This is a genomic window from Sorangium sp. KYC3313, from assembly GCF_052075895.1.
GTDB lineage: Bacteria > Myxococcota_A > Polyangia > Polyangiales > Polyangiaceae > Sorangium > Sorangium cellulosum_B.
Map to the genome: position 1 here is coordinate 303,969 of NZ_CP197255.1, position 22,532 is coordinate 326,500.

At 71.5% G+C, this 22,532-nt stretch carries 17 protein-coding genes; 12 read left to right on the top strand and 5 right to left on the bottom strand.

Going from position 1 to position 22,532, the window contains the following annotated elements:
- Positions 1-68 precede the first annotated feature (68 nt).
- Complete coding sequence (locus ACSRUE_RS01210; protein ID WP_441289419.1) at positions 69-1,703, bottom strand: FAD-dependent monooxygenase; 1,635 nt, start codon at positions 1,701-1,703, stop codon at positions 69-71.
- A gap of 460 nt (positions 1,704-2,163) precedes the next feature.
- Between ACSRUE_RS01210 and ACSRUE_RS01215 the strand changes: the two genes are divergently transcribed.
- Positions 2,164-2,628 carry an SRPBCC family protein gene (locus ACSRUE_RS01215; protein WP_049876125.1) on the top strand — a complete coding sequence of 155 codons (465 nt, stop codon included), beginning with the start codon at positions 2,164-2,166 and terminating at the stop codon, positions 2,626-2,628.
- 296 nt (positions 2,629-2,924) lie between these two features.
- On the opposite strand, the gene ACSRUE_RS01220 is transcribed toward ACSRUE_RS01215, so the two are convergent.
- Positions 2,925-3,179, bottom strand: coding sequence for a hypothetical protein (locus tag ACSRUE_RS01220; protein WP_441289420.1), 255 nt, complete (start codon positions 3,177-3,179; stop codon positions 2,925-2,927).
- A gap of 28 nt (positions 3,180-3,207) precedes the next feature.
- Between ACSRUE_RS01220 and ACSRUE_RS01225 the strand changes: the two genes are divergently transcribed.
- Entirely contained in the window at positions 3,208-3,603 is a 396-nt protein-coding gene (locus ACSRUE_RS01225; protein WP_441289421.1) for a cellulose binding domain-containing protein, read from the top strand.
- A gap of 474 nt (positions 3,604-4,077) precedes the next feature.
- Complete coding sequence (locus tag ACSRUE_RS01230) at positions 4,078-5,214, top strand: PLP-dependent aminotransferase family protein (protein WP_441289422.1); 1,137 nt, start codon at positions 4,078-4,080, stop codon at positions 5,212-5,214.
- Between the two features lie 168 nt (positions 5,215-5,382).
- On the opposite strand, the gene ACSRUE_RS01235 is transcribed toward ACSRUE_RS01230, so the two are convergent.
- A complete protein-coding gene (locus ACSRUE_RS01235) occupies positions 5,383-6,123 on the bottom strand; it encodes a hypothetical protein (RefSeq protein WP_441289423.1) in 741 nt (246 codons plus the stop codon).
- A gap of 217 nt (positions 6,124-6,340) precedes the next feature.
- On the opposite strand from ACSRUE_RS01235, the gene ACSRUE_RS01240 reads away from it, so the two are divergent.
- The 6 genes from ACSRUE_RS01240 to ACSRUE_RS01265 all read left to right on the top strand — a co-directional run bounded on the left by ACSRUE_RS01240 (position 6,341) and on the right by ACSRUE_RS01265 (position 14,049).
- Complete coding sequence (locus ACSRUE_RS01240) at positions 6,341-7,015, top strand: dienelactone hydrolase family protein (RefSeq protein WP_437859109.1); 675 nt, start codon at positions 6,341-6,343, stop codon at positions 7,013-7,015.
- Between the two features lie 100 nt (positions 7,016-7,115).
- Positions 7,116-8,471, top strand: a complete 1,356-nt coding sequence (locus ACSRUE_RS01245) for a cyclic nucleotide-binding domain-containing protein (RefSeq protein WP_441289424.1) — start codon at positions 7,116-7,118, stop codon at positions 8,469-8,471.
- Between the two features lie 275 nt (positions 8,472-8,746).
- A complete protein-coding gene (locus ACSRUE_RS01250) occupies positions 8,747-10,264 on the top strand; it encodes a protein kinase domain-containing protein (protein WP_441289425.1) in 1,518 nt (505 codons plus the stop codon).
- Between the two features lie 8 nt (positions 10,265-10,272).
- Positions 10,273-11,271: a tetratricopeptide repeat protein gene (locus ACSRUE_RS01255; RefSeq protein WP_441289426.1), complete on the top strand. Its 999-nt coding sequence runs from the start codon at positions 10,273-10,275 to the stop codon at positions 11,269-11,271.
- Complete coding sequence (locus ACSRUE_RS01260; protein ID WP_441289427.1) at positions 11,271-12,938, top strand: SBBP repeat-containing protein; 1,668 nt, start codon at positions 11,271-11,273, stop codon at positions 12,936-12,938. Before ACSRUE_RS01255 ends, ACSRUE_RS01260 begins: the two co-directional genes overlap by 1 nt.
- A gap of 484 nt (positions 12,939-13,422) precedes the next feature.
- Positions 13,423-14,049, top strand: coding sequence for a hypothetical protein (locus tag ACSRUE_RS01265; RefSeq protein ID WP_441289428.1), 627 nt, complete (start codon positions 13,423-13,425; stop codon positions 14,047-14,049).
- A 147-nt stretch (positions 14,050-14,196) separates the two neighbouring features.
- On the opposite strand, the gene ACSRUE_RS01270 is transcribed toward ACSRUE_RS01265, so the two are convergent.
- Together ACSRUE_RS01270 and ACSRUE_RS01275 are read right to left on the bottom strand one after the other, a co-directional pair.
- Entirely contained in the window at positions 14,197-17,517 is a 3,321-nt protein-coding gene (locus ACSRUE_RS01270; protein ID WP_441289429.1) for a DUF4215 domain-containing protein, read from the bottom strand.
- Between the two features lie 37 nt (positions 17,518-17,554).
- Positions 17,555-18,805, bottom strand: a complete 1,251-nt coding sequence (locus tag ACSRUE_RS01275; protein ID WP_441289430.1) for a hypothetical protein — start codon at positions 18,803-18,805, stop codon at positions 17,555-17,557.
- Between the two features lie 155 nt (positions 18,806-18,960).
- On the opposite strand from ACSRUE_RS01275, the gene ACSRUE_RS01280 reads away from it, so the two are divergent.
- From ACSRUE_RS01280 to ACSRUE_RS01290, 3 genes are all read left to right on the top strand, one after another.
- Complete coding sequence (locus tag ACSRUE_RS01280) at positions 18,961-20,658, top strand: hypothetical protein (protein ID WP_441289431.1); 1,698 nt, start codon at positions 18,961-18,963, stop codon at positions 20,656-20,658.
- Between the two features lie 83 nt (positions 20,659-20,741).
- On the top strand, positions 20,742-21,551 hold the full coding sequence (locus ACSRUE_RS01285) for a hypothetical protein (RefSeq protein WP_441289432.1): 810 nt from the start codon (positions 20,742-20,744) through the stop codon (positions 21,549-21,551).
- Positions 21,552-21,751: 200 nt separating this feature from the next.
- The gene (locus ACSRUE_RS01290; protein WP_441289433.1) at positions 21,752-22,489 is read left to right on the top strand and encodes a hypothetical protein; all 738 of its coding nucleotides are present in this window, start codon (positions 21,752-21,754) and stop codon (positions 22,487-22,489) included.
- Positions 22,490-22,532: the final 43 nt, after the last annotated feature.

The window sequence follows — 22,532 nt, forward strand, 5'->3', positions numbered from 1 at the left end:
CAGCGTCCTCTCTCCTCGACTTCTAGCAGCGCCGCGCGGCGGCTCGGGCGCGCTGCGGGCGGCGTGCGTTACGCGGCCTCGGCCCCGCGGGTGAAGAGCCGGTCGAGCGCCTGCCTGAGCTCGCGCTCGTCGAGCGGATCGCAGCGCACGCCGACGTAGCCGTCCGGCCGGACGAGGACGGCGGCTGCCGCCTCGGCGCCGTACGCCGCGTGGGCGCGCCCGTCCGGATCTGCGTACCGTCCGGCCTCGGGCGCGCCGATGACCAGCACCTTGAGATCCGGCCGGCTGAGCTCCGCGGCGAGCCGCCGGACGTGCCCGTACGCCTCGGTGTTCGCGCTGCCCTGGGGTGGACCGGCGAAGAGCAGCAGCGTGGATTCGACGCCGCGCATCAGCTCGAACAGGTGGACCTGCTGTCCCGCCGCGGTGCGCAGCAAGGCGTCCGGCGCGCGATCTCCGGCGCGGGGCCCGCGCTCCGGCGGGCGCCCGATCTGGATGGACAGCGGGCTCTTCCTGTATCGGATCTTGAGCTGCGAGACGAACCCCAGGATCCGGCGTTGCACGGCGGCGACGCCGATGGCGCGGATCATCAGGCGCGGCGCGACGATGCGCAGCGCCCGGCCCATGAGACCGTGTCCGGCCATGAGCCCGAAGAGGCGGTCTGTGAAGTCGATCAGCCGGCGCGCGACGGGCAGCCGCTCCATCTCGTAGGTGTCGAGCAGCCACGCTGGCATCCTGCCCTGCTCGACGACCGCGAGCTTCCACGCCAGGTTGTACGCGTCCTGGATTCCGGTGTTCATCCCCTGCCCTCCGGCCGGGCTGTGGATGTGCGCCGCGTCGCCGGCGAGGAACACGCGCCCCTTGCGCAGCCGCGTGGCGACGCGGTGGTGCAGCCGGTAGCGCGAGAGGACGTTCGCTCTCTGTATCTTGAACGGCGTGGGGATCATCGAGCGCATCACGCCTTCGAACTCCTCGAGCGAGAGCGACGCGCCGTGCGCCGGCGACGCTTCGGGCAGGATAAGGACGATCCGGAACCGGTGGCTTCCGGGCACGGGGAAGGCCGCTGCGAGGCCCCGGCGCGAAGGGCTGATATAGATGTCGCCGTCCGGCAGCGGCCAGTCGATGACGAGGTCGCCGAGCATGCAGTGATCGTCGTAGGTGTCGCCCTCGAAGGCGATGTCTGCGCCCTGGCGGACGGCGCTGCGCGCGCCGTCGCAACCGAGGAGCCACTTCGCGCGCACCACCTCGTTGTTCCCGTCGCCCGTGCGGAGCGTGCATGTGACGCCGGCGCTGTCCTGGGTATAGGAAGCGAGCTCGACGCCGCGCTCGACCGTCACGCCCAGCTCCGGGAGCCGCGACCCGAGGACGCGCTCGGTGTCGAACTGCTGGATGACGAAGATGCCTGGAACGGGCGTGGAGAGCTCCGGGAAGTCGAAGATCGGCAAGCGTGCGCGCTGGCCGTTCGAGAGGAGGACGTTGAGCCCTCCGACGCGCGTGGCGTGCGCCAGCGCGGCGTCTGCGATCCCCATGCTGGTGAAGATCTCCATCGTCCGCGTCTGCACCACGAGCGCTCGCGAGTGATCGGGCGGAGGTTCCAATGCCTTGTCCACGATCCGCACGGTGAGCCCGCGCCGAGCAAGCTCTTCGGCCATCGTCAAGCCCGTCGGACCTCCACCGACGACCAGCGCATCCACAGCTTCTGTCATAGGCCGCCTCCAGATTGGTGAGTGAGTATTCACTCACTTTATGTGTGTACCCCCTTCGGTTGGCAAGGCATCAAGGCAAGGCATGTCTCACATTGACACACATTTGCACGGTCAACCGAACCGGGGTTGAGCTCGCCCAGCTGCGTCGACCGGTGTCGACCGCACCGGGGTTGAGCCGCCGACCGGGGTTGAGCCGCCGACCGGGGTTGAGCCGCCGACCGAGGTTGAGCAGCGCGCCGACCGAGGTTGAGCCGCCGCCGACCGAGGTTGAGCCGCCGACCAGGAGCCGCCGACCGAGGTTGAGCCGCCGCCGACCGAGGTTGAGCAGCGCTACGCCGCCACATTCAACAGGAACGGATCTTGAAGCCCACCAGCGAACTCCCCGCTCACCCGCCCCGCCCTCGCTCGGCAGACCGTGCCGCGTGCTCGCTCGGCGAGGTCTTCGTGCGATGGTCGCCGCATGCAAGAGGTCCACGTCAACGTCTACATCCACGCCCCGGTCGAGCGGGTCTTCGACGCGGTGGCTGACCACGAACGCTTCCTACGCTCCGGGGACGGCACCCACACGAAGGTCGTCCGGCCAGGGCTCACCGAGCACAACGGCCTCGGCGCCCTCCGTGAGGTGCGCGTCGGGAAGCGGATCCGCTACGTCGAGGAGATCACGGCCTTCGAGCGGCCGTCGTCGTTCGACTACCAGATCGTCGAGAGCACGCAGCCGCTCCGGCACCAGGGCTCGCGTCTCCGCTTCACTCCGCGCGGCGAGGGCACGGAGATCGACTGGACATCGCGCTTCGACATCCCGCTGCCGCTCGTCGGCAAGCCGCTCGGATCGCTCGCCAGGCGCATGTTCATCGCGGCGTTCACCGAGCTGCTGCTCGCTGAAAAGGCGCGGCTCGAGGCCTCGCAGCCCGCGCGCGCCACGTGACCCCCTCGCGCGCTCACCGACAGGCAGCGCCTGGTCTTCATGACCCCCTTCCCCTGGACGTGAACGACGGCTGAGCGGACCGATTAAGTTGCTGGCCTCAACTTCCTTCCGTTCGGCCTTCGGACTTGGTCGAGCGGTCGCAGGGGTGTTCAAGATGCGACCGAAGGCAAGGTGTGCGTCGCTGCTCGGCCCGATGACCGCGGGAGCAGCTCGTATCCGGGATTCCAGGGGGAAGGTGTCGACGAGGGCAGGAGCGCCGCCGCAGCTGGGCAGCCGCGGCAATCGAGTCGAACGAGTCAACAGATCGAGCTCCTGGCGCGAAGGGAACCACCGCGCTCTGTGCCATCTCGCTCCTGACGCTCGTGGCATGTGCCCAAGGCTCCAGCCTGGACGGCGAGAACCCAGGAGCCGGCGAGCAGCTCGGCCAGCTCCACGGCGAGCAGCACGACAGGCACCGGCGGCGGCAGCGCCACGAGCTCCACCACCGCGAGCTCCACCACCGGCGGTGTGACCACACCGGCGCTCGAGCTGCAATATGCTGCGAGGGACACCACCGTCGAGTCTCAGCATCTGTCGTTCATGGTACAGGTCAAGAACACGGACGATGCGAGCATCGCGCTCAGCGATCTGACGATTCGCTACTGGTTCACGGCCGACGTCGCGAAGGTGGATCTCAAGAATGAGTGCGACTTTTCGTCGATCATCGGCGGATGCGCCAGCGTCACCAGGACGTTCGGCGTGGCATCGGGCACGAAGGCCGATCACTATCTCGAGCTCGGTTTCCTCGCCGCCGCAGGTAGCATCGCCCCGAACGTCACGTCCGGAAATGTGCAGATCCGCATCTACAACGGCGACAATTACGACCGCATGACGCAGACCGACGACTACTCCTTCGGCACCAACACCGCCTTCATGCCTTTTGAGCGGGTCACCGTGTACCACGACGGCGTGCTCGCCTGGGGAACAGCGCCTTGACTGGCCACGAGAACGAGCTCCACCTCCTGCGGGAGCGAGCTCCACATCGATAGCCGCCCCGGGCGAGCGCTCGCCGGACCTCGGCGTACCGTCAGCCCGGAGATCGATCTCAGGACGGATCCCCCGCCGACCAGACCCCGACCAGACCAGCCTGACCTGGCTCCCAGGGCCTGCCGCCCTGTGCGGACGCGCGCCCCGCCACGCCCTTCGATGCCCTGTGGCGGCCTGACTCGCCGCGCGCGCACGCCACACCCCGCAACATGCCGTTACACGCCCTGGCCCGTCCCAGGTTGCCGCGATGTAACCAATTTTCCATGGAATTCCGTCCCGTCATGGGACGCGAGCGCTCCCGCTCCGTCTGGAGACGGGCAGCCCGGGCGGCACCATCCTTGAATGGGTCTCGCTCGGACCCTGAACTCTATGGATGCCACCGCGCGCGCAACGCCTCCTCCCCCGTCGTCCCACACCCGGCCTGTGCAGGCCCCGATCTCGCGTGATGCGCCGCGGAGCGGACCGCGGCTCGGACACGGCCTCGAGCCGTTCGACCCCCTGAAGCGGCGCGCCGCGGACACACCTGGCCTCATCAGCTTCGCGGGCGGGCTGCCCGCCCCGGGCGAGTTCCCGCGCTCGAAGCTCGCGGCCTCGTTCGTTCGCGCTCTTCAGAACCCAGGCTGCCCGGCGCTCCAGCGTGCTTGGCCCGAGGGCGACGAGGACCTCCGCGCCTGGATCGCCGGGCAGCTGCGCCGGCGCGGCGCCCAGGTGGCTCGCGACGACGTCATCGTGACCAGCGGCGCACAGCAGGCCGTGTCCCTCGCCGCGCAGCTGGTCCGCGGATCGCGCGCCAGGATCGGCGTCGACCGCGAGAGCTCCCCCGGCGCGCTCGATCGGTTCCAGGAGCTCGGCGCGACGGTCGTCGACGGCGGCAGCAACGTCGACGCCTATTACCTCATGCCCGCCGTCTCCAACCCGCGTGGACGCACGCTGTCACGCAGCGATCGAGCCAGGGTCCTCTCGACCCTCCGGCCCATCATCGAGGACGACGCTTACGCGGATCTGTCCTTTGACGGCGCCGCCCCGCGGCCGCTCCTGGCCGAGGCGCCCGATCGCGTGTTCCACGTCGGGACGTTCTCGAAGACGATCTGCCCCGGCCTCCGCGTCGGCTGGCTCGTGCCCCCGCGCTCGCTCCGGGCCGAGGTCCTCCAGCTGAAGCAGTCCGCCGATCAGCAGGCGGCCAGCCTGCCGCAGGCCATCCTGGAAGACTACCTCCGCACAGAGGACTTCGATCAGCGGCTCGTGCGCCTGCGGGAGTTCTACGGTCGCCGCGCCGCCCGCATGGAGCGGGCGCTCCGAAAGCACCTGCCCGGCTGGCGGTTCGACCCGCCCGCCGGCGGCTTCGCGATCTGGGTCGAGCCCGACGCCGAGCCGAACGAGGCCTTCTTCCTGGCCGCCGCCGTCGAGCACGGCGTCGCCTTCGACCCGGGCTCGCTGTTCCGGGCTCACGGCGCCGTGCGCCCGTTCGCCCTCCGGCTCTGCTTCTCCTCGGTGGCGTGCGACGAGGACCTGGACGAAGGCGTGCGCCGCCTCGCGCGGTGCTGGGCCGAGGTCGCGTAGCCTCGCCAGCGGGCGCCGATTCACGAAGGCGCCCTGCACGACCTCTCTCCCTCTCTCCTTCAACTCCCTCTCTCCTTCACTCGCTCCCTGCTCTCTTCTCCTCCTCTCCGAGGGCAGCACCGCGGCGGCGGCCTGCGCACGCCGCGCGACCCCGCGCAGGGCGCGGCCTCACTGCGCCAGCGGGCCGCCTGGCTTGTGCGGGACGGGCGGACGGCGATCGAGCAGCTCCCGCGCCGCGGCCCGGACGACCGCGGGCACGTCCGCCGCCGCCGCGAGCCGCAGCAGCTCGGGCCGCAGGAGGAGGCGCACCATGGGCACCGCGATCTCCTGCGGCGCGCCCGGGTTCTGCACGATCGCCATGCGCACCCGCGCGCGCTGCGGCCACTCGGGGTGCTTCGCGATCTCCGTCAGGACCTCCGCGTTCGCCGGGCGGCGCGCCGCGAGGCGGACGACGTCATCCTCGGTCAAGCGCGGGTTGGCGAGCAGGTTGCGGATGACCAGCGGGTGCGGGTCCCGGAGCAAGGCGTCGAAGGCCGCGCGGGTCGGCCGCCGGGCCAGCGCGCGCCGCTCGCCGAGCGTGAGCGCGCGACCGGCGCTCGACGTGGCGAGGAGCCGCTCGTCCGGCGCCGGCGAGGCCGGCTGCGCCTCGGGCCGCCGCGCCTTGCGGCGCAGGAGGCGCGAGAGCGGCAGCAGGGCATGGGAGGACGCGAGCTCGCGGAGCTGCTCGACGCGCTCCGAAAGCGCAGGATCCACGAGGACCGGCACGACGGCGCCCAGCACGTCGCGCGCGAGGGGGTTGGCCTGCTCGGCGTCGCGGCAGAGGTCGTCGAGCGCGCGGGCGACGGAGGGGAGATCGGCGCGCAGCACCTCGCTCCGCAGGTACGCGACCCGCAGCCGGAGCTCCTTCAAGGACGAGACAGCTCGCCTCCATCGTCCCGCCAGCGCATCCACGCCGTCAATCTACATCGCCGGCGTCCCGGCGTGGAGCGCGTGCCAGGCAGTTTGCGCTACGCAACGTGCGCGGGGCGGTTATCCTGCGCCGCGCCATGAGGGAACGGCGGAAGCCGATCCCCGATTGCTGACGGGGACGGCGCACCCCATCCCCGTCCCGAAAGGGAGGAGTCGCATGTCCGAAAAGGTTTCGTTCCCCGCGAAGGACGGGTCCTCGGCGACCGGCGAGATCGTCTGGCCGAAGCAGGGGGACAAGTCGCCCGCCGTCGTCCTGATCCAGGAGTGGTGGGGCGTGAACGACCACATCCGCTCTCTGCTCGACCGGCTCGCCGCCGCCGGGTTCATCGCCCTCGCGCCCGACCTCTACCACGGCAAGACCACCAAGGACGCCACCGAGGCCAACCGGCTGATGACCGAGCTCGACAAGCCGCGCGCCCTCGAGGAGATCGCCGGCGCCGCCCGCTTCCTGTCGGCGCACGAGCGGTCGACCGGCAAGGTCGGCGTCATCGGGTTCTGCATGGGCGGCGCGCTGAGCTTCGCCGCCGCCGCGACGATCCCCGAGCTCGCGGCCGCGGTGCCCTTCTACGGCGTCCCGAGCCCCGCCCCCGACTACACGCGCGTCAAGGCGCCGATCCTCGCCCACTTCGCCGCGCGCGACGGCTGGGCGACGCCGGCCGCCGCCGAGGCGATCCAGAAGGAGCTCGCCGCCCGTGGCCAGTCCATGGAGCTCCACGTCTATGACGCCGACCACGCGTTCGCGAACGACACGCGCCCCGAGGTCTACGCCCCCGAGGCCGCGAAGCTCGCGTGGGAACGGAGCATCGCGTTCCTGAAGCAGCACCTCGCCTGAGCGCGACGCCTCGGTCCTCCCCGGGATCCGCGGTGCGCGCGGGGCGTCAACCGGGCGCGTTCTTTGCCGCCGCGCAATGAACCCTGATATACACGCTTACATGGCCCTCCCCCCGGTACTGCCGGGCTCGATCCAGCAGGCGGAGTCGCCGATCGACCGCGCGCTCTCGCTGGCGCTCGCGGGAGAGCGGGACGCCGCGCTGCGCTGGGCCGCTGCGCTGGTCCGGCACGACCCGACGATGCCGTCGGCGCTCTGCCTCTGCGGGCGCCTCCTCGGCGAGCTGAACCGGCAGGAGGCCGCGCGCGAGGCGTGCGCTACCGCGATCGCCCGCGCGATCGACCTCGAGAACCTGCCGCTCGCCGTGGCGGCCGCGCGCGAGAGCGAGCGCTTCGGCGGCGATGCCGGGCCCGGGCTCGACCTGATCGCCGAGGCGTTCTGCCGGGACTCGCCGCGGCTCGGCGAGGGCGCGCCGCCACCGCCGCCCCTGCCGGCCGCCGAGGCGTTCCAGCCGCTCGCCTCCGTGCTCACCGGCGCGCTCCTGCTCAACAAGGCGACGGAGATCCTCCACGACGCCACACGCAGGCTGGCCGCCCAGGCCGATCACCCCGGGATCGCGCCCCAGCCGGTCTTCTCGTCCGTCGGGCGCGACGCGCTCCGCGCCCTGTGCGCCGCCTTCACGCCCGTCTGGGTGGCGGCGGGGACGACCGTGATCGAGCAGGGCGCCGCGCGCAGCGAGGCCTACTTCGTCGCGCGCGGGGAGCTCGAGGCGCGGCGCCGGCGCGGGGACGAGGAGATCCTCCTCGCCCGGCTCACGAACGGCGCCATGTTCGGCGAGATGGCGCTGCTCTCCCGGGCCCCGCGCACCGGGAGCGTCGTCGCCACGCGGCCCTCCATCGTGCTCGAGGTGAAGCGCGACGCGCTCGACGACATCGCGCAGCGCGAGCCCGAGGTGGGCCTGGAGCTCGCGGCCTACTGCCGGGACCGCATGGTCGAGAACCTCGTCCGGATGAGCGACGTGCTCCGCGGCGTGCCCGAGGCCAACAGGCCCGCGCTCGTGAAGCGGTTCCGCACGCGCACCTTCGAGAAGAACGAGCGGCTGCTCGTCCAGGACGAGCGGCCCCCCGGCCTGTTCCTCATCGCCTCCGGAGAGGTCGCCGTCGTCCGGCGCGACGCGGCGGACGACGCCCGCGTCGAGCCGCTCGTGCTCTCGACGCTCGGCCCCGGCGACGTCGCCGGCGAGATCGCGATGGTCCTCCGCCGCGCGGCGAACGCCGATGTGATCGCCGTTCACCCCACCGTGACGCTGTACCTACCGGCCACCGAGTTCATGGGTCTGGTCGAGGATCACCCGGCCGTGCTGGCGCAACTCTACAAGCTCGCCGTCCAGCGCGACGACGAGACCACGAGCATCATGGCCGAGGAGGTCTCCGTGGCCGAGGACTTCGTGTTGATCTAGGGTACCGATCCGATCGAAAAATTGACGAAACGAACCACGGATGCGCGGAGGTTTTGTTGTTGTCGCTTCTGTGTCTCTGTGGTTCAAACTCTCTCTCGCGCGGCGTTTCAACCTGTTCGGTGCTCTAGCGACGTCCTGCGAGCACGCGGCGGGTGCACCGATTGACGCTCCGCGCCACGCCCCGTAGACTTTCGGTCTACCCGTTGTTGTCGTTGACCAGCACTGAACAACCACCAGCGTAGGGAAGGCCACGCGCGCACACAGGTCCTGCGACAATGACGACGAACGCGTTCGGGCTGGAGGGACAGGTGCTGGTCGGCCGGTATCGGCTGCTCCGCCCTCTCAGCTCGGGCAGCATGGGGACCGTCTGGCGCGCGGACGATCTCACGCTGGGCTCGCCGGTCGCGATCAAGATGCTCGGGCCTCTCTATGCGAAGGACGAGACGGTCCGCGCGCGCTTCTACCAGGAGGCGCAGGCGGCGGCGGCGCTCCGCAGCCCGAACGTCGTGCAGATCCTCGATCACGGCGTCGAGAACGACGTCCCCTTCATCGCGATGGAGCTCCTCGAGGGCGAGGACCTCGCGCACCGGCTCGAGCGTGTCGGCGCGCTCGAGCCGGCCGATACGGCGCGCATCTTCGCCGACGTCGCGCGCGCCGTGCGCAAGGCCCACGACGCCGGCATCGTCCACCGCGACCTCAAGCCCGACAACATCTTCCTCGCCCGCGACGACGACCGGGAGGTGGCCAAGGTCCTCGATTTCGGCGTCGCCAAGACGCGCCTGTCCGGCAAAGAGGGCATCGGGACGCAGGCGGGCGTGCTGATCGGGACGCTGCCGTACATGAGCCCTGAGCAGGCGCAGGGCGCGACCGTCGATTACCGGTCGGACCTCTGGGCGCTCGGGGTGATCGCGTTCGAGTGCGTGTGCGGCCGGGCGGCGATCACCGCCGAGGCGCCTGGCGCGATGATCCTCGAGATATGCAGTGATCCGCTGCCTGTCCCCTCGAAGGTGGCGTCTGTGCCCGTGCCGCCGGCGTTCGACGAGTGGTTCATGCAGGCGTGCAGCCGTGACCCGAACGGGCGGTTCGCGTCGGCGACGGCGATGGTCGACGCGCTGCGCGACGCGCTCCTGCCGCCCGGCGACGCGCAGGAGGGCGGGCGGGCCTCGGTGAGCTCGATCCCCGCGGGCGCGGGCGCCGCGTCGCCCTCCGTCCCGCCGATCTCCGCTGCGCCGCTCTCCGCCGCGCCGCTCTCCGGTCCGCCGACCTCCACCTCCCCGCTCTCCGTCTCGCCGGATGGGAGCGTCGCCTCGTCGCCGGGCCTCCACGACGAGGCCGGGGCCGACTCGAGACCTCGCCGCAGGATGCCGGTCCCGGCCGTCGCGCTCGGCCTCGCGGCCTCGGTCCTCTGCGGGGTGCTCTTCATCGGCTGGCGCGCGCTCGAGGACGACCCGATCCCGCGCGCCCCGCCGTCCGGCGCGGCCTCGCCGCCGGGGACGCTCGAGACAGTCGCCGCCCCGGCGAACAATCCGCCGGCGGAAGCGAATTCGCCGAGGGGGGCGCCCGAGCTCGCGCCTCCCCAGGACACGACGCCCGCGGCGACCTCGACGCCTGCGCCCCGCGCCGGCTCCGCGCTGGCGGCCAGCGCTCCGGACGAGGCCGCCTCCTCCGCCCAGACGGCGCCCGCTCGCCCGGGCAGGGCCGCGTCCTCCTCGCCGCGGCCCAGGCCCTCGTCGGCGGCCCCGCCCGCGGCCTCCAGCGCGACGCGCTCCAGGTCCGACCGCCTCGGCTTCTGAGGAGACGAATGCGCGCGCGATCGAGGGTCTCGGGCACCGCCACCATCGCGCTCGCGCTCGCGCTCGCGCTCGCGCTCGCGACCACCGCGCGGGCGGCCGACGTCGACCCCGCCACCATGAACGCCGCCCGGGCCCTCGCCGAAGAGGGCCTCGACCTCTTCGACAGGGGCCAGTATGCGGCGGCGCTCGACAGGTTCGGGCGCGCGGACCAGCTGATCCAGGCGCCGACGATCGACCTCTATGCCGCGCGGTGCCTCGAGCAGCTCGGGCGCCTCATCGAGGCCTCCGAGCGCTACCTGCAAGTGAGCCGCACCTCGCTCGATGCCTCGGCCAGCGACGTCTTCAAGGCCGCGGTCGCCGACGCCGGGAAAGCGTACGACGATCTCAAGCCACGGATCCCCAGGCTCTCTGTGGGGGTGCGCGGCGCCCCGGAGCGCGAGGTGCGGATCACCATCGACGGCAAGCCGATGCCACCCGCGCTGGTGGGGGTCAGCCAGCCTGTCGATCCTGGCGAGCACGTCGTCGAGGCCGCGTGGGCGGGGCGTGTCGTCCGGCGGGAGGTCGCGCTGCAGGAGCGGCAGGAGGCGGCGCTCGCGCTCGAGTTCCCCGTCGGTGTCCGCCCCCCTATCGTCCTCCCCCCGCCCGCCGGCCCGGCGCCGGGCACCACGCAGCGCGTGCTCGGCTGGACCGCCGTTGGCACGGGCGCCGCGGCGCTCGTCGTCGGCGGGATCACGTTCGGCATCACGAGCGCGCGGCGCAGCGAGCTGATCGACCTCGGGTGCACCGAGGACGTCGTGTGCCCGGACACGCCGACGACGCGCGACAAGCTGGGCTCGTACAACGACCTGCGCCTCGTCCCTGCGCCGGCGTTCATCGTGGGCGGGGCGCTCGCCGCGGGCGGCGTCGCGCTGCTCCTCACCGCGCCGTCCTCGGCGGCGAGGCCCAGGGGCGCAGCGGTCCGTCCGTGGATATCGCCGTGGGGTGCCGGGATCGCGGGGGTGTTTTGATGAAACGCAACGGCTTCATGGTCCTTTGCGGCGCGCTCGGCGTGGCCGGCGCGCTGGGCGGGTGCTTCGATCAAGGCGTGCTCGTGCCGGGCGCCATCAGCGGCGGCGGCGCCGCGCAAGGGGGGATGGGCGGCGCGGGCGCCGCGGGAGGCGCGGGCGGCACGGGCGGCGTGGGAGGCGCGGGCGCTGCGGGAGGTGCGGGCGGCGCGGGCGGCGCAGGCGGCAACGAGCCCTGCGATCCTTGTTATACAGGCCCCGAGTCGACCAGGAGAGTCGGCGAGTGCAAGGACGGCTGCCTGCGCGGCGGCTCCTGCGTCGACGAGGTGCTGCCCAGGGCCGAGGCCTGTACGACGAAAGCGAATGACGAGAACTGCGATCGGGTGGCGGAGTGCACCGGAGCGCACGAGTGGAGCACCCAGCTCGGAGCGAACGGCGAGCAGATCGGGTATGACGTCATCTTCGACAGGGAAGGGAACCTCCTGATCGCGGGAGCCTTCAGCATCAGCCTGGATTCCGTCGGCAGTCAGGGAGCGTCCGACGGCTTCGTCGTCAAGCTCGCTCCTGACGGCGCGAAGGAATGGTCGAAGGCGTTCGGGGGGAACGGCTCGGATGTTTGCAATCGCGTGGCGCTCGACAAGAACGGCGGCGTGATCCTGGCCGGGACCTTCGAAAACACACTTAACTTCGACGGGACGCCGCTCACGAGCAGGGGCAGCTCGGACGTGTTCGTGGCGAAGCTCGACGCAGAGGGCGCCCTGGACTGGATCAAGACCATCGCCGGTCCGAGCGTCGATAGAGTTTACGGGCTCGCGGTGGATCCGGACGACAACATCGTCGTCGCTGGCAGCTTCACCGACTGGGCCGACGTGCTGGGCGGGGAGCGCCTGACGGGAGGTGGAGAGGACATCTTCGTCGCGAAGATCGACCCCCTCGGAAACCTCGCCTGGAGCAAGAGCTTCGGCGATACGACCGCTGAGGTCGCGAACGACGCTGCCATCACGCCCGACGGAGGCGTGGTCCTGGTCGGCCGCATCGCGGGCAAGGTGTACTTCGGGACGACGCTCCTCAATGCTCAGGGCGACGACGCCTTCATTGCGAAGCTCGACGGGGGCGGGGCGCCGCTCTGGGCCAAGATCTTCGGCGACACCATGAGCCAGGAATTTGAGGCGGTCGCGGTGGACGCGAACGGGGACATCGTCGTCGCAGGGAGCACGGGGGGAACGATCAACTTCGACGGAGCGCCGCGGAGATACGCCGGAGGAAAGGACGCGGTCGTCGCCGCCTTCACCGCGGAGGGCAAGCACCTCTGGAACCGTCTGTACGGCGATGCGGACGATCAGAAGGCGCTCGGGGTGGCGGCCGACCAGGCGGGCAACGTCATCGTGGTCGGAGAGTTCAAGGGCTCCATCGACTTCGGCGCCCCGAGCCCGAGGCTCCAGGCCCTCGGCGGCAACGACGCCTTCTTCGCGAAGCTCGCTCCGAACGGCGATACGGCCTGGGCCAAATCGTTCGGCGACGCGGCGGAGCAGCGCGCCCGGGCCGTCGCCGTGGACGAGCTGGGAACCATCGCGCTGACGGGCAGCTTCAGCGGCAGGATCGATCTCGGGGGGGACCCGATGATGAGCTCCGAGGGCTCCGACGCCTTCGTCGCCAAGCTGAAGCCCTGACGGCCACCTCGCGACGAGGCGCGCTCGCCCTCGGCCCCCGCGGAGACGCGGCGGTGGCCGGACTACGGCCGCAAGTGGCCGGAATCGTTGGCTCGATCGGGGCGCTTCCGCTCGCTGCCCGGAGGCGGCCCTCGCTCCGCGCCGACAGCACCCGTGTTGCCGGCGCGTGGTGCAGGACCTCCGTTGGACCAGGGGACGCGTCGAGGTCCAGTGAGCGATCCATGCACCAGAACAAGTGATCCACCCGGATCTCGCGCGACTCGCCTCTGGAGCGCCTCGCGGGTCCTCGTTTTGCGGTGAGAGTCCTCGTTTTGCGGTGTGAGCCACCGCTTTGCGGTGTGAGTCCTCGCTTTGCACCGCTGTTTGCTTCACGAACGATGCACACGGTGCCAGGTCGGGGCGCGCTCACCTGGCATCACACTTGCTTAGAGGCCCCCCACTTGCTTAGAGGAGGAATCGCTCACGCAGGAGGAGGTCGCGCGCGATGATGAACACGCAACAAAGCCCGGGAGTGCTCTACCAGGGGACGAGAGGGCCCACCAGCATCGCGCCGGTCGCTGCCAGCGTGCCGCCCATGTCGGGCTCGGGGGACCTTGAACGCGAGCTCGAGGCGATCGCCCAGGGCGTGCGGCAGAAGCGGCGGGGTCGGTTCGTGTTCGGGATGGGGCTGGTCGTGGCGGCCGTGGCCACGGTCGCGGTGACCACCTTCGCCGGCAAGGTGAAGGAAGCCGAGGCGGCTCAGGCCGAGGCGGTGGCCGCCCGCGTGGCCGAGCAGGACAGGATCGCGCAGCTCAACCTCCAGCTCGACGAGCGCAACCGGAAGATCACCGAGCTTACCCTCGCGCTCGACGCCGCCAAGAGCGACGCGGAGAAGGCGCGGAAGGCGTTCGCCGATTACACGGCGACGGAGGCGACCAAGGCGCTGGCGCAGGGCGACGACGTGGCCGACGCAAAGACGTCGAGCATCAAGGGAACCGCGACCCTCCGCGGCCGAGCGGCGACGTCCGGCAAGGCGGCGCGGGGCGCCAGCGCGGCGGCGCCGGCCAAGAAGGGCGCAAAGGGCGGAAAGTGCGTGTGCAAGGCGGGCGATCCGCTCTGCGGCTGCCTGTGAGCCCCCGCTCGCGGCTCATTCCTCGTTGATTCTCTTCACTCTCTCCGGACACAGCCGACAGGACGAAGACACCGGCGCGCGCGGCGCCGGGCGAACCGCGGGCCGTCGAGGTGCCCTGCGCCGAGGAGCGCAGCGTCTCGGCCGGGCTCACGGCACGTTCGCCGCACCAGGGGTGATCGTCGCGCAGAGCGCCCAGTCGGCGGCGGCCTGGTTCGTGTCCGTCCCGTCGGGCAGGCGGCAGAGCGAGCCAGCCGCCATGCCACCGTCCGCCACCGTGGCCGGCAACGCGCCGCCTTCGACGAGGCTCACGCTGGCGCCCCCGATCGTGACGGCGGTGATGCTCCCCTCGTAGGAGAGCGCGTCGAGCACGGCCCCTGAGTTGGTGTTTATCAGCGCGATCCCGTCGGGAGCCCCGTTCTGCACCCGATCGGCCTGCGCGCCCGGGAAGGCGATCGTCACCGCACCTTCCGCCACGACGCCTGGCATGGTGTCGGTGCCGACCACCGCCGTGCTGCCGACGACGAGGTACTGGCCAGCCGCGAGCGTACCGGCGGAGCTCAGATCGAGCGTTCTGTAGGCGGAGGGCGCGCTGCTGGATCCATCGACCAGCACGAGCGCATGGCCCACGAGATCCACGGGCGCGCCCGCGCCATTGTAGATCTCGATGAACTCGGCTCCATCTCCGCCCGGCTGATCGTAATCCACCTCGTTGATCACGAGCCCCGCCGTCGCGGCCGCCGCCACGAGGTCCTCGACGCCGCGCGGCTCGACCTTCGAGTCCTGGTTACGGTGGACGAGGATGCCGCGGATGCTCGCGAAATGATCCCCCTTCGCCGGGAAGGGGTTGGCCCGGTACAGGAGGTCGTCCACGCGCAGATCGCCTGTGACGATGAATTCATGAACCGTCGTGTCGAGCCCGATCACCGTGACGCCCCCCATTTCGACGAGGGCCCCCTCGAGCTCGGCGGCGCGCGCGCCGCCCGTCGCGATGTCGACCAGCGCGACGGGCTCCGGCGCCGGCGCCGCCTCGCCGAGCGACGCGATCACCTCGACCACGGCGGACCCGAGCTGGATCTGCCCGAAGTAATTCGAGATCACCGCGCTCGTGATCCGCACGCGATCGCCGACGAGCACCGTGTTCTGCGGGCTGTACACGTAGACGCCGGAGTACGCCGGCCCCGCGTACCCCGGGTCGCCCGGCTTCGCCTGGACGAAGAAGCCGCTCGCGTGCTTCCCGGTCACGAGCGCGTTCTCCAGGGCCACCGTCTCGCCCTCCGCGCGCGTGCCGTCCTTGATATCGTAGATCGCCACCGCGCAGCCCAGGGCCCCGGGGTTCGCCTGGTCCGGGCACAGGTCGCACGGGTCGCCCTTGCCGTCGCCGTCCGCGTCGGCCTGATCGTGGTTCTGGAGGCTCGGGCAGTTGTCCGCGCCGTTCTCGATGCCGTCGTTGTCGGCGTCGTTCGGGTCCGGCGGCGAGCAGAGCGTGCTGCCCGCGTCGAGCGGGCACGCGTCGCAGGCGTCACCGTCGCCGTCGCCGTCGAAGTCCGCCTGGCCCCCGTCGTCGAGCGGCCGGATCGGGTTGAAGACGCTCGGGCAATCGTCCGCGCCGTTCTCGATGCCGTCGCCGTCGAGATCCGCGTCCGTCGGCTGCCCGGTGTAGACGGTCGAGCCGTTCACCGAGGCGTTCAGGGGCGCGCTCTCCGCGCGCGACGGGGTGCAGAGCGGCTCGCCCTCGGGCTCGCCGCAGAAGAAGGCCGGGTAGATCTCGCCCGCCTGCTGCTCAAGATCCGCCAGCGTCATCCCGATCTCGTCCTGCAGACAGACCTGCTTCGACACGCCGCACACGTCGACCGCGTCGCACGCGCCCGCGCCCCGGACCGCGGACACCACGGCCGCGTCGCCATACAGGACCTTTCCGCCGCGCATCACGAGGACGACGTCCTCGGGATCGGCGGCGACGACCGCGCGGTGGCCTTCGCGCTCTCTGCCGTCGAAGATCGCGATGTCGGCGACCTTCCCCGTGGAGAGCGCGCCGATCACGTCGTCCGTCGCGGTGACCGCGGCGGCGCTTCCGGTGACCATCCTCCACAGCTCCTCATCGGTGAAGAAGCCGTCGTAATACGTCTCGTTGAGCGCCGCCGCGCACCGGAGCTCGCGCAGGAGGTTCATCGATCCGGTCGCGATCCAGTCGGTGCCGAGCGCGATCTGCACCCCGAGGCGGGCGGCGGCGGTGACCACCGCGGTGTCGCCGTAAAGCGTGATGTTGGAGCGGGGAGACCAGATGAGCGCCGTGCCCTCCGCCGCCATCGCCGCGTAGTCGGGCGCGGTCAGGCCGATCCCGTGGATGAACGCGCTCTGCGGCTCGAGCACGTCGTTCGGCTCCGCCTTCAGGCAGACGAACTCGTTGCGCGCCGACGCATCGATCCCCTCGGCGACGTGAGGGCAATAGGCGTCCTCTCCCTCGACGTCCTTCCCTGTCACCATGTCGGCCGAGTAGCCGCAACCGCTCACGAGCTCGCGGCCGCCCGTGTCGTCGAGCGGGAACGTGTCGAGATGGACCGCGCTCTGGCCCAGGCCCTCCTGGTCGGCCCGGTCCAGGTTCCGGAGGAGGCCTGGCGCGCTCCCCGAGCCCACGATCGAGGTCGCGCCGCCCATCAGGCAGCGGAGCTCGCCCCAGCGGATCTGCGCCTGGCTGGCCATGCCGGGCGTGTCGATCCTCGTGTGCTTGTTGTTGCCGGTGCGCCAGTCGTGCCGGTGCTCATAGCGCTCCTCGGTCGGGGTATACGGGCTGTTCTGCGTGTACGTGAGGTGATCATGCGTGTTGATCAGCGCCGGGGAGACGACGCCGGTCGGGCACATGATCTCCGTCGCGCCCGCCGCCTCGCAATCGCAGCCGACGCACGCGATCGCGCCCCGCTCGTCCACGAGCACCCGCCCGCCCCGGTACACCCTGCCCGGGGCCAGCACGACGCCCCGGATCAGCGTCGCGCCCGCGCCGGCGACCACCTCGCAGGTCCCCTGCGCGAGCGGCAAAAGCTCCTCGCAGGCGGTCTCCTCGGCCGGCGTCTTCCTGCAATCGACCTCGCAGCCGTCGCCCGTCGCGACGTCCCCGTCGTCGCACTGCTCCCCCGGATCGATGGCGCCGTCGCCGCAGCGCGGGGGCACCTCGATCTCGCACGCCGCCGAGCAGCCGTCCCTGGCCGCCGTGTTGCCATCGTCGCACGCCTCGCCCGCGTCGAGCGCGCCGTCACCGCAGCGGGGCGCCGCTGGCTCCTCGCGCTGGCACGTCGGCGAGCAGCCGTCGCCCTCCGCGGTATTGCCGTCGTCGCACGCCTCGCGCTCGTCGACCACGCCGTCGCCGCAGACGCCGAAGCCGTCGCCCGCGCCGTCGTGCCCGCAACCATTGAAGAACAAAAATCCGACGTGCACGGCCATCCGCCGCGCGACGCGCGCCGAGCTGTGAGGCATGCCTCCCCTGTCGGCGACGAGGGCGCTCGAGTTGCCTTCAAACGACGCGGCGGCGGCGCACCGTCGCGATCGCGCCGAGCGCGAACAACGCGAGCCACCCCACAGCTGGCCGCGTTCCGCCTCCGCTGGTCGCGCCCGCGGCATAACTGCAGGAGCTCGCGCGCCGCTTTCCGTCGATCGGCCGCCCGATCTGCCCGCTGCTGCCGGGCGGCGAGCCGGCTGCGACGCCGCCGCCGCTCGATCCGCTCCCCCCGCCGCCGCTCCCCGACCCCCCGCCATCCGCCGTCGGCTCGCACTTGTCGGCCGAGTTGCTGAACGCGGCGAGCGCGAGCTTTTCCACGCCGGCCTCGTCGACGAGGCCGAAGGGCTGCTCGTCGAGCGGCGCGTCCTGGAAGCTGGCCCAGACCACGCCGGCGACGTCGTCGCGCTCCGCGAGGAGCTCGAACGACGTTGTCAGGTTCGCCGCCTGGAGCTCCTCGCCGGCGAGCGCGCTCGACCACGCCATCCCGGTCACGGCGAAGGGGCTCTCGTCCCCCTCCTCGTCGGCGACGTCGCGCAGCGCGTCGAGATAATCGTTGAGCGTCACCGGATCGACCTCGGTGCTCTGATGGAAGAACAGCTGTTGACCGAGGCGAGACCACGGCGTCCGCTGGCCGAAGCGCGCCTCGAGCTCGTCCCACACCGGCTGCGCGTAGAGCTCGCGCAGGTAATCGACGCCCGAGAACGGCGCGGCCGGGTCGTCCGAGGCGAGCAGGCCACCCGTGGTCAGCGACAGCTCGTCGACGTTGAAGAGCGCCTCGTTGCGGATGCGGATCTCGGCGAGGATCCGCGCGAGCACCCGGGGCAGGACGAAGGTGCAGCCGGCGTGCTGCGGCTCGAGCGCGGGGTCGGGGAGCTCGGAGCAGTTCGGCTGACTCCAGATCTCCCACTGGACGACGTCCCCGGCGTACCTCGTCATGAGCGCCTCTGCCGTCGCGGCGAACGCCTCCACATAGGGGTTGTTGCCGTCCCGATCCCGATCGTCGTTCCAGACGTCCTGTTCTTCTCCGAGCGTGCGGTGAGAGAGGAGCCCGACCGGCTCGAGGCCCGCGGCGCGCGCCGCGTCGATGATGTCGTCGTACTGCTCGAGCTTGTCGTCGTCCCACGCCTCGGCGTCATCGAGCAGGAACTCGACGCGCACGGCGCCGGCGCCCGCCCGCGCGAGCCGCTTCGCGTGATCGTCGTCGAAGATCACCTCCCCTGCGTCGACGGGCGCCCCTGGATCGATGCCATAGAAGCCGCACGGCACGCCTCGAGCACCGAGGGCCGGGGGCGCGACGAAAAGGGCGGAGGAGGCGGCAAGAGCGACAATGGTTGCACGCATGTCGCGAGGATAGCTGGGATGAGCGCCTCGACCAAGAAACGACCCCGACATGAACCATCCATGGTAGGGAGAGGCTTCACATGGCTTTCCTGGAACCGGAAGAAGCAGAGCACGGGCAGCTCGGGGTCGCCCCTCCGAGCGGCGAGGGCGACGGCGACATGGAAGCCGCGGGCGACGGCGCCGTCGAAGGCGCGCCCCCGGCCCGACGCCTGCGCGACTGGCTGCGAGGCGCGCCGCTCTCCGAGCGCCTGCACCTCGCGTTCGGCCTCGTGTTGCCGGCGTTCCTGCTCATCGTGAACATGGTGCGCGTGCGCTCGTTCACGATCGACGACGCGTACATCTCGTACCGGTACGCGCGCAACTTCGCCCGGGGCCTCGGGCTCGTCTACAACGCCGGCGAGCGCATCGAGGGGTACACGAACTTCCTCTGGACGGTGCTGCTCGCGGGCGGCATCAAGCTCGGCCTCGACCCCGACGTCGTCGCCAAGGTGCTCGGCGGGCTCGCCGCCTGCGGCTCGCTCGGCGCGCTCTACCTCCTCTCGGCCCGGCTCCGCCCGCACGGCGCGGTCCCTTGCATCGCCACGTGGCTGTTCGCGAGCTCGATCGTGCAGAGCGGATATGCCGTCTTCGGCCTGGAGACGCCGCTGTTCGTCCTGCTCGTCCTCGCGGGCACCGAGATGATGTTCCGCGAGCGCGACCGGGGGACCGGCTTCCCGTATTCGGGCCTCGTCTTCGGGCTCGCTGGCCTGACGCGCCCGGAAGCGCCGATGTTCATCGGCATACCGATGCTCTTCCTCGGCCTGCGCTTCTTCGGGCGGCAGAACCTCCTCCGCGGCGTCGTCTTCGCCGCGCCCATCGCGTGCCACATGCTCTGGCGGCACAGCTACTACGGCACGTGGCTGCCGAACACGCTGAGCGCCAAGACCGGCAGCCTCGCGGAGCAGCTGGCCGGCGGGCAGCGCTACCTCGCGGAGTACGCGGAGCACACGTGGCCGGCGCTGCTGCTCGCGCTCTTCGGCCTCTGCGTGGCGATCGTCGCGCGCCACCGCGACGCGCTCTGCGTCGCGGCCCTCGCGCTCGCGGTGGGCGGCTACGTGCTCCTCGTGGGCGGGGACTGGATGCCGTACTACCGCTTCATGAGCCCGTTCGAGCCGTTCTGCTTCCTCCTCGCGGGCCTCGGCGCGCGCGCGCTGCTCGAGCCGCTGCTCGCCCAGCTCTCGGCCCGCGCCGCGGACGCGCCCGAGGGCGGGGCGATCGCCCTCGCCGCGGGGGCCGGCGTGCTCGCGCTCGGCTGTCTCATCGCGCTGGGCGTCTTCCGGGCGCAGCGGATCGAGCGCGCCCAGCACCGGATCCTCGACGACGAGAAGCGGTTCTGGGACAGCGCCGCGGGCGGCGTGGCCAACTGGTTCGTGGAGCACGGCAAGCCCGGCGAGGTCGCCGTGGGCGACATCGGGTACATCGGGTATGTGACCGACTACCCGGTGCTCGATCTCCTCGGCCTCGTCGATCCCGTGATCTCCAAGCTCCCGGGCGGCTACACGCGCAAGACGGGCCCCGGCTACGTGCAGCACGTCTTCGACAAGATGCCGCGCTACTTCGTGTTCGTCGGCGGCGCCGACACCTGCGACAAGCTCCCGTTCCCGGCGCAGGAGAAGCTCCGCAGGGACCGGCGTTTCCGGGGCGTGTACGAGGTGGCCGGGATGGTGCGCCACAGCAAGAACGGCTACTGGTGCGTCTTCGAGCGGCCGGACGACGCCGCTCCGGCCCCCGCGCCCTGAACCTCGCCGCCTCGCGCCGAGGCTCGCCGCGGGCGCGCGCGACCCCACCGCAGCTCCGCGAGGTTTGCTAGCATCGCCGCCCCATGCCCTGGCTCTGGTACGTAGGTCCCCTTGCGTTGCTCGTCGTCTGGTTCCTGACCGGCTTTCGCGGTCGGCACGAGGCGCGGCGCGACCGCGAGCTCGCGCGCTGGCGCGCGCTGATGACCCCCGAGGCGGCCCCGGGCCGTTCCGGCGCGAAGCCCGGCGGCCGAAAGGCCGGCGACGGCGGCGACGGCCCTCGTCCGGTGCGCTCGTTGCCGTCCAGCCTCCAGCACACGCTGCAGGAGACGGGCGGCGGCGCGGTCCTCGCCCGCTACGAGCTCGTCCCGAAGCTCGCCTACGTCGCGGTCGTGGGCCCGGACGCGAAGAACGGCAGCGAGTACCAGGTGGTCCTCACCAAGCTGGCCAAGGCCGCGCCGCGGCTCACCGTGTGCCCGCTGCCCATCGTCGATGGCAGGCGTGCCCCCAACACCGGCGTCCAGTTCAAGAAGGACCCGGAGTTCATGGAGCAGTTCCTTGTCGAGGGGCCCGAAGCGAAGGCCATCGGCCGGTGGCTCTCGAAGAGCATCCGCGACGCCCTGCTCGACTTCCCCGACGCGTGGCTGTTCGTGCAGGATCGCACCATGGCGCTCGCCGTGTACGGCCCCGTCGACGCCGACCGCATGGAGGAGCTCGTGATCGCCGCCGACGCGATCTTCGCGGAGCACGGCAACGAGGACGCCCCCTCCCTGCTGTTCGACGGCGACGCTGAAGCTGACGAGGACGAGGAGGACGACGAGGAGGACGACGCTGAAGCTGACGAGGACGGGGACGACGACGAGGACGCCGCGGGCGCCGAGGGCGCCGTTCGATAACCACGGCCGAGCCGAGCCATGGTACTCCTCGCAGGTGGGCCTGATTGAACGCGAGATCGCTGCTCTCCTCCGCTCTCCTGCTCTCGCTCTGGCTCACGGCGCCGCCTGCCGCTCCGGCAGAAAAGAACAGCTGGGCTAAATCCCAGGGATCGCGTGCGGAGCTTGAGCTCGACGTCCTGAGCAAGTCGGCCTCATGGGCCATGGACGATGTCACCTCCGAGGTGAGCACGTTCGGGCTGACCTTCGATCTCCGAGGTCAGCTCGAATGGTTCGGCCGTCTCCACCTCGACGTGGATCTCCCGCTCGCTTATGGCGACGTCTCCGCCTCGTTTCGGTCCACCCGGCTCGGCGTCGACGAGAGCAGCAGCGCCGGCAGCCTCTTCTTCGGCAACCCCACGATCGGCGCCCACCATGCGCGCGCCCTCTCGCGCAAGCTCACCGTCTTCGGCGGCGGCGCGCTCTCGATCCCCGTCCTCAGCGCCCCCGACGCCGACGCCCGCGCCACGCTGCAGGCGACCGCCCCCGCGCGCGCCTCCTTCGACCTGCACCGGCTCACCGTCGGGCACCTGCCCCTGAGGGCCCACGGCGGCGTCGAGGCGGAGCTCGCCGCGCGGCTCGTCTACCGCGCGGACACCGCGGTGATGCTCGCCCTCCCGACCAGCAGGGCCGGCGTCGAGCTCGTGGTCGAGCAGGGCGACGAGCTCGAGCTGCGCGGCCGAGGCCCCTACGGCGGCGGGCTCCGCCTCCAGGCCGCGCTGACGCTGACCCGCGACGACAGGGTGCAGCTCGCGATGGAGCCGTTCTTCACCTACACGGTGAAGCAGCCTGGCTTCTACGCCCGGGCGGGGCTGCTCGTGGCGCTCGACGCGCCGCTCGGGTTCGGCCTCGCCGAGGACAAGGTCGCCACCCTGCGGCTCGCGGCCGGCCGCAGCTTCTGACCGCGCCGCCCACCTTCGCCCGCCGCCCGCGCCGCCCGCGCCG

Bases quoted from the DNA above. Each gene is read 5' to 3' on its own strand.
- ACSRUE_RS01210 (WP_441289419.1), bottom strand. From the start codon at position 1,703: ATGACAGAAGCTGTGGATGCGCTGGTCGTCGGTGGAGGTCCGACGGGC.
- ACSRUE_RS01270 (WP_441289429.1), bottom strand. From the start codon at position 17,517: ATGCCTCACAGCTCGGCGCGCGTCGCGCGGCGGATGGCCGTGCACGTC.
- ACSRUE_RS01250 (WP_441289425.1), top strand. From the start codon at position 8,747: ATGACGACGAACGCGTTCGGGCTGGAGGGACAGGTGCTGGTCGGCCGG.
- ACSRUE_RS01265 (WP_441289428.1), top strand. From the start codon at position 13,423: ATGATGAACACGCAACAAAGCCCGGGAGTGCTCTACCAGGGGACGAGA.
- ACSRUE_RS01260 (WP_441289427.1), top strand. From the start codon at position 11,271: ATGAAACGCAACGGCTTCATGGTCCTTTGCGGCGCGCTCGGCGTGGCC.
- ACSRUE_RS01225 (WP_441289421.1), top strand. From the start codon at position 3,208: ATGGTACAGGTCAAGAACACGGACGATGCGAGCATCGCGCTCAGCGAT.
- ACSRUE_RS01245 (WP_441289424.1), top strand. From the start codon at position 7,116: ATGGCCCTCCCCCCGGTACTGCCGGGCTCGATCCAGCAGGCGGAGTCG.
- ACSRUE_RS01240 (WP_437859109.1), top strand. From the start codon at position 6,341: ATGTCCGAAAAGGTTTCGTTCCCCGCGAAGGACGGGTCCTCGGCGACC.
- ACSRUE_RS01285 (WP_441289432.1), top strand. From the start codon at position 20,742: ATGCCCTGGCTCTGGTACGTAGGTCCCCTTGCGTTGCTCGTCGTCTGG.
- ACSRUE_RS01255 (WP_441289426.1), top strand. From the start codon at position 10,273: ATGCGCGCGCGATCGAGGGTCTCGGGCACCGCCACCATCGCGCTCGCG.
- ACSRUE_RS01215 (WP_049876125.1), top strand. From the start codon at position 2,164: ATGCAAGAGGTCCACGTCAACGTCTACATCCACGCCCCGGTCGAGCGG.
- ACSRUE_RS01280 (WP_441289431.1), top strand. From the start codon at position 18,961: ATGGCTTTCCTGGAACCGGAAGAAGCAGAGCACGGGCAGCTCGGGGTC.
- ACSRUE_RS01290 (WP_441289433.1), top strand. From the start codon at position 21,752: ATGGACGATGTCACCTCCGAGGTGAGCACGTTCGGGCTGACCTTCGAT.